The 12850-nt window shown below is 45.3% G+C and carries 11 protein-coding genes and 1 pseudogene; 1 reads left to right on the top strand and 11 read right to left on the bottom strand.

Features of this window, described 5'->3' with window-relative positions; translation table 11 throughout:
- Positions 1 to 70 precede the first annotated feature (70 nt).
- On the top strand, positions 71 to 1402 hold the full coding sequence (gene xseA / locus B853_RS02790; protein ID WP_038884379.1) for an exodeoxyribonuclease VII large subunit: 1332 nt from the start codon (positions 71 to 73) through the stop codon (positions 1400 to 1402).
- On the opposite strand, the gene B853_RS02785 is transcribed toward xseA, so the two are convergent.
- The 11 genes and pseudogenes from B853_RS02785 to B853_RS26160 all read right to left on the bottom strand — a co-directional run.
- Positions 1399 to 1623, bottom strand: coding sequence for a zinc ribbon domain-containing protein (locus B853_RS02785; RefSeq protein WP_010446190.1), 225 nt, complete (start codon positions 1621 to 1623; stop codon positions 1399 to 1401). The two genes, xseA and B853_RS02785, sit on opposite strands and share 4 nt — an antisense overlap.
- A gap of 71 nt (positions 1624 to 1694) precedes the next feature.
- Positions 1695 to 2699 carry a GGDEF domain-containing protein gene (locus B853_RS02780; RefSeq protein WP_038884378.1) on the bottom strand — a complete coding sequence of 335 codons (1005 nt, stop codon included), beginning with the start codon at positions 2697 to 2699 and terminating at the stop codon, positions 1695 to 1697.
- A 294-nt stretch (positions 2700 to 2993) separates the two neighbouring features.
- Positions 2994 to 3862 (bottom strand): annotated as a pseudogene (locus tag B853_RS02775) (alanyl-tRNA editing protein).
- A gap of 93 nt (positions 3863 to 3955) precedes the next feature.
- Positions 3956 to 5452, bottom strand: coding sequence for a ribosome biogenesis GTPase Der (der, locus tag B853_RS02770; RefSeq protein ID WP_010446182.1), 1497 nt, complete (start codon positions 5450 to 5452; stop codon positions 3956 to 3958).
- A gap of 181 nt (positions 5453 to 5633) precedes the next feature.
- Positions 5634 to 6794 (bottom strand): outer membrane protein assembly factor BamB, encoded by a 1161-nt coding sequence (bamB, locus tag B853_RS02765; RefSeq protein ID WP_038884374.1) that lies wholly within the window; start codon positions 6792 to 6794, stop codon positions 5634 to 5636.
- 12 nt (positions 6795 to 6806) lie between these two features.
- Entirely contained in the window at positions 6807 to 7421 is a 615-nt protein-coding gene (locus B853_RS02760) for a YfgM family protein (protein WP_010446178.1), read from the bottom strand.
- Positions 7422 to 7546: 125 nt separating this feature from the next.
- Entirely contained in the window at positions 7547 to 8815 is a 1269-nt protein-coding gene (gene hisS / locus B853_RS02755) for a histidine--tRNA ligase (RefSeq protein WP_010446176.1), read from the bottom strand.
- Positions 8816 to 8869: 54 nt separating this feature from the next.
- On the bottom strand, positions 8870 to 9988 hold the full coding sequence (ispG, locus tag B853_RS02750) for a flavodoxin-dependent (E)-4-hydroxy-3-methylbut-2-enyl-diphosphate synthase (RefSeq protein ID WP_005424674.1): 1119 nt from the start codon (positions 9986 to 9988) through the stop codon (positions 8870 to 8872).
- A 5-nt stretch (positions 9989 to 9993) separates the two neighbouring features.
- Positions 9994 to 10941, bottom strand: a complete 948-nt coding sequence (rodZ, locus tag B853_RS02745; RefSeq protein WP_038884373.1) for a cytoskeleton protein RodZ — start codon at positions 10939 to 10941, stop codon at positions 9994 to 9996.
- 392 nt (positions 10942 to 11333) lie between these two features.
- Positions 11334 to 12461, bottom strand: coding sequence for a dual-specificity RNA methyltransferase RlmN (gene rlmN, locus B853_RS02740; protein WP_010446167.1), 1128 nt, complete (start codon positions 12459 to 12461; stop codon positions 11334 to 11336).
- A 199-nt stretch (positions 12462 to 12660) separates the two neighbouring features.
- Positions 12661 to 12850 (bottom strand): hypothetical protein (locus B853_RS26160; protein WP_211285365.1); only part of this gene is annotated, 190 nt, incomplete at its 5' end.

Raw genomic sequence — 12850 nt, 5'->3', positions numbered from 1 at the left:
TCTTGCAATTACCCCCTTGCTATGTATTATATTGCCGCTAATTTCCATACTCACGTCTACGGAATTAGCTGTGCTCTCCCAGACCAATCAAAACATCTTCACTGTTTCTCGTCTCAATGCCGAAGTGCGTCTGCTGCTCGAAAACGAAATGGGGATCGTCTGGCTTGTCGGAGAGATATCCAACTTCTCAGCTCCCGTCTCTGGTCACTGGTACCTCACTCTTAAAGATTCTCGCGCTCAAGTTAAATGTGCCATGTTCCGTGGTAACAATCGTCGCGTCACTTTCAAACCTGCTAACGGCAATCAAGTTCTAGTTAAAGCACGCCTGTCTCTGTACGAGCCGCGTGGTGACTATCAATTGATCATCGAAAGTATGCAGCCAGAAGGTGATGGTCGTCTGCAACAAGAGTTCGAAGCACTTAAGATGAAACTGGCAGCAGAAGGTTTGTTTGCTCAAACCAATAAGCAGCCTTTACCTGAGCACCCAAAGCGCGTTGGTGTGATCACCTCGAAAACCGGTGCTGCACTGTACGATATCCTAGATGTATTGAAACGCCGAGATCCTTCCCTACCCGTGGTGGTTTACCCAACTATGGTGCAAGGTGAAGAGGCTGCTATTCAAATTGCGCAGGCAATCGGCCGTGCAAACAGTCGTGATGAATGTGATGTATTGATTGTTGGTCGTGGTGGCGGCTCGTTAGAAGATCTCTGGTGCTTCAACAACGAAATTCTTGCTCGCACTATTGCTGCAAGCCAAATTCCGATCATCAGCGCAGTTGGTCATGAAGTTGACGTAACGATTGCCGACTTTGTTGCGGACATGCGAGCGCCGACGCCATCAGCGGCGGCTGAATTGGTAAGCCGCGATAACAGCCACAAAGATCAAGCGTTGGTGACTCGCCAACATAAGCTAGCCAGTGCAATGCGTTACTACCTAGCGCAGCAAAAACAGCAATCGGCTCAACTGATGCATCGTTTAGAGCGCCAACACCCAAGCTATCAATTGCAGCGTCAGACACAACAACTTGATGAGTTGGACATGCGCTTACAACGCGCAATGCAACGATTTATCACAACGCGCCAACAAGCCGTTGAGCGTAAACATCATCGCTTACAATTGAATTCACCAGTAAAACGTTTAGCAGAGCAAAAATCGAAGCTTGATCGCGCTGAACAAAAGCTAATGGATGCAATGGATCGTAAGTTACTGACCATGCGTCATCAACTGGCAATTGCAGCAGAAAAGCTAGATACGGTAAGCCCATTGGCAACGCTAAAACGTGGCTACTCGATTACTCAAACTGAGCAAGGTCAGGTTGTTACCCAAGCAAAAGATGTAAAAACGGGCGACGTATTGGTCACCCGCTTATCTGATGGTGAGCTTCGCTCAACCGTTAATTAACTGATTTTTTGAAACTCAAATCGAACACGTGATTTCGATTTGAGTTCATTACAACTGTTGCAAAAGTAGTTTGCCGCGCCGCAAGCCTGTAGTTTCTCCAACTCAGCATCGCAATCTGGGCAAAACCCTACCTTCTTATAATCCGACTCACACTTATTGCAATGGTATTGCCCTGTCCATTCCAATTCGATGTCGCATGTTGGGCAAATATTCGGTTGCATGACTACCCCTAAAAACTTCAATTTACTGACTTACAGTCTAATCATAAGCCAAATTGGTGCTTTGATCTTAATCACGCTCGTTTGGCGCGTTTGTTCTGGTACATCGCCACATCAGCTTGCTGAATAAGCTCTTGTAACACCGCGCGCTCACTAGCAGTACTACAAGAAGCGCCAATGCTGGCTTTGACTTGATATTCTTCTAGATGATAAATCTGATTAAGCTCATCCGCTAAACGAGAAACAAAGTAAAGGTAGGTCTGCTCATCTGGAAAACAACAGAAACCAACAAACTCATCACCACCATACCGCCCTATCACTGAACAAGAACGAAACGCCTGTTTCAGGTGCTCAGCTACCAGCACCAAGACTTGGTCACCAGTCTCATGACCAAAGCGATCATTGATGTACTTAAACTCATCGATATCAACAAAGAAACATCCGACTAATGCATTACGATCACATTTGTGATTAATTTTTCGGTCGACTTCTGTCAACAGAGCACGACGGTTAAAGCAGTGCGTGAGTGGATCGCGGCTAGCGTGGAAGTGAAGTTGCTCTTCTAGACGATACTTCTCTAATGCCACCGCATATAAAGCGGCCAACATTTCGAGCACTTCGAGCTCATAGGGGTGAGGTTCAGAAGGCGCATTGCTGTATACGGCAAATGTTCCCAATACATGGCCGTCCGAAGCAATGATCGGGACAGACCAACATGCACGGAGTTGAGCCTGTTGAGTCAGTTCGAGGAAAGGAGCCCAGTTAGCATGATGATCAATATCGCTAACAACCACGATTTGCTTCAAGAATGCAGCAGCACCACATGAACCAATTTCTGGTCCAATTGGAACTCCTTCAATCGCTTGATTGTAGAAATCAGGTAAGTGTGGGGCAAATTCCAAGTGCAATGTATTGGTATCGGGGTGCAATCGTAGTATGGAAGCTTGCCTCTTCCCAAATAGGTGTTCACTTAACTCAATAACCTCGTGGTTGAGGCTGTCTCGTTCCATTCCCAGTGCAAGCTTACCCAAAAGACGATTGACTGCTCGGTGAGCATCTAACAGTCTATCTTTGTCCATTGTGCTGTATTCATATCGTTATTATGTTTATCAGCCCGAAATATAATAGATCTATAAATATGACGCAGGTAACTAACTCACATTATGTGAATGCGGCACTATAAAAGATCATATGCTGATCATCGGATATTTCCCTTTTGATCAGCGATCACCCCTTAAAAGAATATTTATATAACCACACACCGAAAGCATAAGTTACATATTCTGCATCTCAATTTTAAATAGAACAAATCACCACGCTACGGATTAAAAAAGCACATGAACAGAATTTAATAAAAAGATCGAATTTGAAGTTTAGCTTATTACATCAGTGTGCATTTCAATTGTCTGTGAGTCTATTTCCGTCAGTGTTACACGAATAGAACCAAAGTCATTCAAATGGCTCGCATGCGTTCCCCCACAAGGATGACAGCAATTTCACCTTCGCCTAAATCACATTGCCAGTAACGTGAATCAGTAAGGCGTTCACCATGGCAATCGATGGTGATCGCAGCATCTCTTTTTAGCCAATCTCCCAACAGAACATTCACCTGTTGTTCGATGCTTTTTAGGTCAGACAGCATATCTGCACTGTTTAAGCCTCTTTTACGGAGTGTTTTACCTAAACGATAGGTGTCCAGACATTTATCTGGAGTAACAAAACTGGTTTCTTGTGCGTAGCTATTGAAGTCGTAATTCCCATGGGGGTCTTTGCGGTCTGCATCTTTTCGCCAGTAGCTCTGTGCCAATATTTTATTAAGTGCAAGGTATGCGATATGCCCTGCACTATGTCCACGACTCAGCGATAGCTGGTACTCTTTGTTGACTTCTAATGACACAACATTACCTACAGTAAGGGCTTCCGTTCGTGGTAATACATGGACAACCACAAATACCCACCCTTCGGTATCGCGTTTTACAGGAATTGCAGTGCCGACATGCAATTCTCCACTTGCAAGCTCTACCGCGCCAACCTGGCAATCCATCACTTCATATCCAGTGCCCATTGCTGTCAGTGTGCCTTTATCTGCAGGATGATCTGGCCAAATATGACTCACAGGATGGAAAGGTGTCACTTCTGTAATCACGTAAGTGACTTCATGTGTAGACTGAACAAGTTGTATTGGCGCTTCCATTTGCCATGTCTGATGACAGAAGCGGGTCTTGGTTGCTGTGATTGTCATGTTTGGAGTTCTTCTAATAAGTTTCTTCGAGTAAAAATCTGCTTATAAAAAAATACCCAAGTCGAAACTTGGGTATTCAGAAAATCTTAGCGATTATTTGTTGCGGTTTTTCACTGCAGACATCATACGCTTGCGCTTACGCTCTTGAGATAGCGTTAGCTTGTTTGTACGGTTCTCGTACGGGTTGTCGCTGTTCTGGAAGTTAATACGGATTGGTGTACCCATGATTTCCAGAGACTTACGGAAGTAGTTCATCAAGTAGCGCTTGTACGAATCTGGTAGATCGCGAACCATGTTTCCGTGAACAACCACGATTGGTGGGTTGTAACCACCCGCGTGCGCGTACTTCAGCTTAATACGGCGGCCACGAACCATTGGTGGTTGGTGATCGTCTGTTGCCATCTTCATGATACGAGTCAGAACAGAAGTACCAACACGTGTCGTTGCCGACTTGTACGCTTCTTGAATTGATTCGAACAAGTGGCCAACGCCTGTACCGTGAAGTGCTGAGATAAAGTGAATACGTGCAAAATCAACGAAGCCTAAACGACGGTCGAGTTCTTTCTTCACGTTCTCTTTCACTTCGTTATCTAGACCGTCCCACTTATTTACCGCTAGTACAATTGAACGGCCTGCGTTCAATGCGAAGCCAAGTAGACTCAAGTCTTGGTCAGAAATGTTTTCACGTGCGTCGATAACCAATAGAACCACGTTTGCGTCTTCTACGGCTTTCAGTGTTTTAACAACAGAGAATTTCTCGACGGTTTCGTTGATACGACCACGACGACGTACACCTGCAGTATCGATCAACACATACTCACGACCATCACGTTCCATTGGAATGTAGATTGAGTCACGCGTAGTGCCTGGCATGTCGTATACCACAACACGCTCTTCGCCAAGAATACGGTTTGTCAGTGTTGATTTACCGACGTTTGGACGACCAATGATTGCCAGTTTGATTGGCTGGTCTTGTAAACGTTTGAACTCTGCTTCTGCGTCTTCTTCGGTGTAATCTTCAATCGCTAGCTCTTCATCTTCGAATTCAGTCAGATCTTCAATCTCACCTTCTTCAGATTCACTCGCCAATAGATCATCAAAGAATGGCGCTAATGCGCGTTCTAGCAATGCTGTTACACCACGACCATGCGCCGCAGCAATTTGGTACATGTCGTCAACACCAAGCTGCCAGAAATCAGCACAAGCTGCATCTGCATCAATACCATCGATCTTGTTTACTACCAGCATTGCTGGTTTTTCGATTTTACGCAGGTGCGCGGCAATCGCTTCATCCGATGGCGTTAATCCAGCACGACCATCAACAAGGAATAGTACTACATCAGCTTCATCAATCGCAGCTAGCGATTGTTCTGCCATCTTCGTTTCTACGCCTTCTTCCGTACCATCAATACCACCGGTATCAATAACGATGAATTCATGTTCTTCACCAAGGCGAGCTTGGCCATATTTACGGTCTCGCGTTAGGCCAGGGAAGTCCGCAACCAACGCGTCACGTGTGCGTGTCAATCGGTTAAATAGTGTAGATTTACCTACGTTCGGACGCCCTACTAGAGCAACAACAGGTACCATAACAACCTCTACAATAATCTTTCTTCTGTAGTTATAGGTAACGACTTGCTCAATGCCAAATCAAACAAGCTTTTTACCTATAACCACGTCAGGAATAACGGTTAATAAATAAAAATTTCAAACAACAAAACGGCTCCTAACTGTTACCAGCCAGGAGCCGAATGTGAATTATATCACGATATTATTCGTTAATGCTCAGTTTCTTTACATCGCCATTACGAGTAGTAATGACATAACCGTCAGAAACTGCGACTGGACCAACAGCAAAGCCACTACTGTCTACTTCTTGTTGAGCAACGAACTCACCAGTAGAGCGGTCGATCCAATGTAAATAGCCAAGAGTATCACCTACGACCAAGTAGTTATCGATTACTACTGGTGCGGTAAGTTGTCGATACTCAAGTGATGCATTTTCCCACAGCTCAGTACCACTGCGCGCATCAACAGCAACCACATGATCTTTCTCAGTGATAACGAAGATACGACTACCATCCGTCGCTAAATCATTTGCAGACGAGTAATTACGCTTCCACAAAGGTTTAGCTGAACGTAGATCAATGGCAATTAACTGTCCATTGTAACCAACAGTGAAAAGAGTGCCGCCCAGTACAATCGGTGAAGAGTCTACATCCACTAGACGATCAATTTCCGTTGCCCCTTTAGGGGTTCCGATCGGCTGTTGCCAAATCAATTGGCCACGCTCAACAATCGCGGCTGCCAATCGACCATTTGCCGTGCCCCAAAATACCCCACCAGCAACCGCTGTTGGTGTGCTATCGCCACGAAGGGTTAGGTTTGGAACTTCAGTACTGATCGCCCACTTTTGCTCACCAGTTAACTGGTCAAGAGCAAACAAAGTACCACGACTGGTATTTACAATAATTAAACCAGAATCAGCAACAGGGTTAGCAAGAACTTCACCACCGACTTCAACACGCCATGTTACTTCACCAGTTTCTTGGTCTAAAGCAATGACTTCGCCGTTTTCAGAACCAATGTAAATATGGTCATAAGCGGCAGTTAGGCCACCTGATAGGCGCGCAATCACATCTTGCTCTAAGTCTGTTTGCCACAACGTTTTGCCGGTTTCAGCATCCAGAGCTTTGACCAGACCATCACGGCTTGCTACAAATAACTTGTCGTAAGCAAAAGCTGGAGATAGCTTTGAAAAGTAATGGCCTACGCCATCACCAATTGAAGTACTCCAATTCGTACTTGGCGTAAATTGATTATCAACCTTTGGTAGCGGTGCCATAACGATTGTATCTTCCTCGCCGGCACAGCCAGCAAGAATACCCACTGCCATCGCACTCAATAAGGCATGCTTTAAGACTCTTTTCATCCACTGCGGTCCTTATTTGGCTAGATCGTCCAACTTCATCTGCAAGGTTGGGCTTGCATCTGCAGCTTGTTGAGCTTCGGTATAAGCTGTGTAAGCGGCATCTTGATTTCCTTGACGAAGCGCAATATCACCACGTAACTCGGCAATACGACCAGCCCACGCTGTATCAGTCACTTTGTTCAGTTCTGCATTAGCAGCATCAAAGTTACCTTGCTCAGCTTCAATTCGAGCAATACGGTAGCTAATTAGTGGAGCTAGAGCTGCGTCTTTAGTGTTGCTTTGAGCCCATTTCAGTTGCGTTAATGCAGCTGGTAACTCTTTCGCATCAACTTGAGCTTTAGCAAGCTGCATCGCGGCCAACACTGAGTACTCTTGTACTTTGTTTGAATCAATAAACGCTTGCACGTCTGCTTGAGCATCAACACCTTTCGCTTGTAGCGCGTTCATTGTCGTTGTGTAGCTCAAAGAAGCCGCTTCACTCGCCTGAACAACAGAATCTTGATAGTAACGCCAACCAAATAGGCCACCTAAACCAACCACGGCACCGATGATTACGGCTTTGCCGTTTTCCTTCCACCAGTCTTTAATTGCTTCAACTTGTTGTTCTTCAGTATCGTAAAGTTCCACTTCCTGTCCTCTTAAAACATGTAAATGGCAGCAAGACTGCCATTGTTCCTATTTCGTCGAAAGGCTCCTATCTTGGGAGCCTTACTATTACGAATTAGGATTTAATCTTTAGCTTATTAAAAGACTTAAATCAGTGCTGCGATCTTCTCAGCAACTTCTGCTTGGTTGTAAGTCTCTTGCTCACCACCAACCAAGTCCTTTAGTACTACGGTGTTATCCGCAACTTCGTTTTCGCCCAGAACTAATGCTACTACAGCCCCCACTTTATCTGCGCGCTTAAACTGTTTCTTGAAGTTACCGCCACCGAAGTGACTCATCACGCGAACGCCAGGAACAGCTTCACGAAGCTGTTCTGCTAGCTTCATACCCGCCATCATGGTGCCTTCGCCTGCTGTTACTACGTAAACATCTACACTGCGACGAACGTCTGTTAGCTCTAGTGTTTCTAGCATCAGAACAAGACGTTCTAGGCCCATTGCAAAACCAACTGCTGGTGTTTCTTTACCACCTAATTGCTCTACAAGACCATCGTAACGACCACCGCCACATACTGTACCTTGAGCACCTAGGCTCTCAGTGATCCACTCAAATACCGTGCGGTTGTAGTAATCCAGACCACGAACTAGACGTTCGTTAACTGTGTATTCGATACCTGCAGCGTCTAAAAGTTCACATAGACCTGCGAAGTGAGCTTTAGATTCCTCGCCTAAGTACTCAGAAAGACGAGGTGCATCACCTAAAATAGCCTGAACGTCAGGGTTCTTTGTATCCAGAACACGCAGTGGGTTAGTGTGCATGCGACGCTTACAATCTTCGTCTAGCACATCAATATGTTGCTCAAGGAATGCAACCAGTGCCGTACGGTAGTCTGCGCGATCTTCTTGAGAACCGATAGAGTTAAGCTCAAGACGAACATGTTCATTGATACCCAGTTCACGCCATAGACGTGCTGTCATCATGATAAGCTCAGCATCAACATCTGGACCATTAAGACCAAACACCTCAACACCACACTGGTGGAATTGACGGTAACGGCCTTTCTGCGGACGCTCATGGCGGAACATTGGCCCCATGTACCACAGACGCTGTTCGTCACGGTTGATCAAGCTGTTTTGAATACATGAACGTACACAACCCGCAGTACCTTCAGGGCGAAGTGTTAGGCTGTCTCCGTTACGATCATCAAAGGTGTACATTTCTTTTGAAACGACGTCTGTCTCTTCACCAACAGCGCGGCTGAATAGGTTTGTTTCTTCAACGATAGGCATGCGCACTTCGTTGTAGCCGTATGCGCTCACGGTACTTTTCACTGCGTTTTCAAGTTTCTGCCACAGTGGAGATTGAGTTGGAAGGCAGTCGTTCATGCCTCGGATTGCTTGGATTTTCTTTGCCACAATAATTACCGTCGCTTAGTAACCCGAGCACGCTTACATGCTCGAGCTATGAGATTAATCTTCTTGTTTGATATCGATGCGGTTAGCTTGATCTAACACAGACGCTTTCGCACGGATTTTCGCTTCTAGCTGGTTCACTAGATCATCGTTGTCGAAACGCTCTTTCTGACGTTTGCCGTCTTCGTAGAATGCGCTCTTCTTGTTGCTGCCAGCTAGACCTAGGTGTGAAACCTCAGCTTCACCAGGGCCGTTTACGACACAGCCGATGATAGACACATCCATAGGTGTGATGATGTCTTCTAGGCGCTCTTCCAGTGCATTTACTGTGTTAATCACGTCGAATTCCTGACGTGAACAGCTTGGGCAGGCAATAAAGTTGATGCCGCGAGAGCGAATACGTAGAGATTTAAGAATATCAAAGCCAACTTTGATTTCTTCTACTGGATCTGCAGCCAATGAAATACGCAACGTATCACCGATCCCTTCCGCTAGAAGCATACCTAAGCCAACAGAGGACTTCACTGCACCAGCACGCGCGCCACCAGCTTCGGTGATACCTAGGTGTAGAGGTTGGTCGATCTGTTTTGCCAATAGGCGGTATGAATCCACCGCAAGGAAAACATCAGACGCTTTCACACTCACTTTGAACTGGTCAAAGTTAAGACGATCAAGGTGGTCCACGTGACGCATCGCCGATTCCACCAATGCTTCTGGCGTCGGCTCACCGTACTTCATCTGCAGATCTTTTTCCAAAGAGCCACCATTGACGCCAATACGGATTGGGATGTTTTTGTCACGAGCACAATCAACAACCGAACGAATACGCTCTTCGTTGCCGATGTTACCTGGGTTAATACGCAAACAGTCGACACCATACTCTGCCACTTTCAGTGCAATACGGTAGTCAAAGTGAATGTCCGCAACGAGCGGCACAGACACTTGCTGTTTGATGAGCTTAAAGGCTTCCGCCGCATCCATGGTAGGAACAGAAACACGTACAATGTCTGCACCCACTTTTTCTAATGCTCGGATTTGTGCGACTGTGGCTTCCACATCAGTCGTGCGAGTGTTTGTCATTGACTGTACAGCAATTGGTGCACCATCACCAATTGGTACATCACCCACATAAATACGCGTCGATTTACGACGAATAATTGGAGATTCGTGTTGCATAATATTTATAACGGTAGAGTGAATCTAGCTACTTTGCCTGAAGTATACCCAGAAAGGTCGACAGGTTCACTTGCAAATGTCATTGTCACGGCTTCTGGCGCACCTAAAATCACTTTAAATGGTGCTTTTCCGGCAAGCTCGACATTTTGACCGGGCTTGTGAGTACCTGAAACTAACGTTTTCCCATTAGCATCTTTAACTTGGATCCAGCAATCAGAGGTAAACGTCATTGTCACTGGCGTCATACCTGCTGGAATTACTGCTGGCTTTTCTTCAACTTCAACAACAGTAGGCTTTGTTACTGGTTGAGCTAACTCTTCAGTAGAACTGGTCTCTTCTTCATTCACAGCATCAACAGGTGATGTCTCAGTTGAAACCTCTGAAACCATAACTGGCGCATCATCAACGATTGGAGCTTCATCTGCAGTAGCTTCAACAGCAATAGTTTCCGTTGACACAGTAGGCTCTGTATCGAATGCAGAATCATCAACGATTTCAGTCTCAACCGCAGCTTCATTAACCACTTGAGCTAAACTGTTCTCTTGTTGGTTTTGCCACCACCACACCGCGGAAATGCCTGTAATCACAATAGCAATAGCCCATGTTAGCAACATAATTCGGCTATTGTGTTTCTCTGTTTTGGTTTTCCGAGAGAAGCTCTGCATCTCCTGCTCTTGGTGCTGCGCTTCACCAGTCGTATCTAAAGCAGAAAGCACTAAGTGCTCATCAACAGAAACCAGTTTTGCATAAGAACGTAAGTAGCCACGGATGAATGTCGCGACTTGATGAGAATCAAATTGGTTGTTTTCGATATCTTCGATGACAGATACACGCAATCTTAGGCGATCAGCAATTTGCTTTTGAGTCATGCCTAAAGACTCGCGCTTATTCTTCAGTAAAGTGCCCGCTTCAATAGACAGCGGAGTTTCATTGTTTTTTTCGTGTTCAGTCATAATGGCGGTAATAAATCTGTTAGGTGGCTAACGCAGTATATTTTTCGTTCTTATTCTTAAGCCTTACTTAAAGATAGCTAGCTTGAACGCGTTAACCAAAATTCTTTTTTGAAACGCTCTGAGGCTGGAATCTGAATGTATTAGAAGACGCAGATTTCAAAACAACGTTATGAGACAAACTTAGCGTGCTGTCAGAGCGATAGTAATAAAACAACTTCCATGATAAGCGAATGTTCTAGGAAGACAAAAACTCTTTACTATCAAATTAACAGATAGCTCAAGCTTTTGTCCAAAAAATGACACAAGTTCTCTTTTTTGCTTACCTAATTGATCTCTGATAGAAAAAAATAGCCAGAGCATAAGGCTCTGGCTATTTATCAGTTCGTTGCGAGTTAAACCGCTTTCACTTCAATGGTGTCTGCACCACGCGCAGCTTTTAAAGCCGCTGTACGTTTCGTGCGGTCAATAACATCACCGACCAACTGACCACATGCCGCATCGATATCATCACCACGTGTCTTACGTACCGTTACTGTGTGCTCGTATTGCATCAGTGTTTTCTGGAAACGGTCGATGCGCGAGTTGCTTGGTTTCTTGTAAGGTGAACCTGGGTAAGGGTTAAACGGAATCAGGTTGATCTTACATGGCGTATCTTTCATCAGTTCCGCCAGTTCACGTGCGTGGTCCATGTCATCGTTCACATGATCAAGTAGCACGTACTCTACCGTTACTTTACCGCGGTTAGCATTTGAAGACGCGATATAACGACGAACAGACGCTAGAAAATCTTGGATATCCCAACGATCGTTGATCGGCATGATTTCACTACGCAGCTTATCGTTTGGCGCATGAAGAGAAATAGCCAATGCTACGTCAATTTTACCTGTCATCTGATCAAGGCCAGATACCACGCCTGAAGTTGATACGGTTACGCGGCGCTTAGAAAGACCAAAACCAAGATCATCAAGCATGATTTCTAGCGCAGGGATAAGGTTCTTCATGTTAAGAAGAGGTTCGCCCATACCCATCATTACCACGTTAGTGATCGGGCGACGGCCGGTTTCTTTTTGCAAACCAATTTCACGCGCTGCACGCCATACCTGACCAATGATTTCAGATACTTTTAGGTTACGGTTGAAGCCTTGTTGAGCAGTTGAACAGAACTTACATTCCAATGCACAGCCTACCTGAGAAGATACGCACAAAGTCGCACGATCATCTTCAGGGATGTAAACCGTTTCTACGTCTTGGTCACCCACCTTCATCGCCCACTTAATCGTGCCGTCTGAAGAGTGTTGAGCTTCTGCTACTGTTGGTGCTTTGATTTCACACTTGTGTTGCAGTTTTTCACGTAGCTTCTTGTTGATATTCGTCATGTTGTCGAAGTCATCAACACCGAAATGGTAGATCCACTTCATAACTTGATCCGCACGGAACGCTTTTTCGCCTAGCTCTTCCGCGAAAAATTGACGCATGCCCTTGCGATCAAAGTCGAGTAGATTGATTTTTTCAGTGGTCATGTTGCCTCTCAATGACTGAAACAAGAATAAGGGCGCGAATTGTACAGCCTTTATGCAGCTACAACAAGGGCTGTAAGACCCTGAGTTTGCTAAGGCATTAAATTCCAACCGATTAAAATTTAGACAATGCGTGTAATCAATTCTCAATCCATTTCTGATAATAAAAATGTATGGTCCGCCCCGTTATTGCAACTACAATTTAGTAATAACGGAGTTGGTTTGCGCTAATGTATTCGGAGTCCACGTTGGGAACATTAACTTCCCCGCTCCACGATGATATCCGCGCCAGATTATCCTTAAAAGCCCCAAAGCAACTAGGTGCTATTTTTTGTATCAGGTTACTAATCTGGCCGATCGATCCGTTTTTGTCATCACGTTCATTGGCGTTG

Origin of the sequence: Vibrio rotiferianus CAIM 577 = LMG 21460 (assembly GCF_002741985.1) — a bacterium.
Lineage (GTDB): Bacteria > Pseudomonadota > Gammaproteobacteria > Enterobacterales > Vibrionaceae > Vibrio > Vibrio rotiferianus.
Note: the sequence above shows the minus strand (reverse complement) of the source record. Positions and strands in the feature narration are given on the sequence as shown.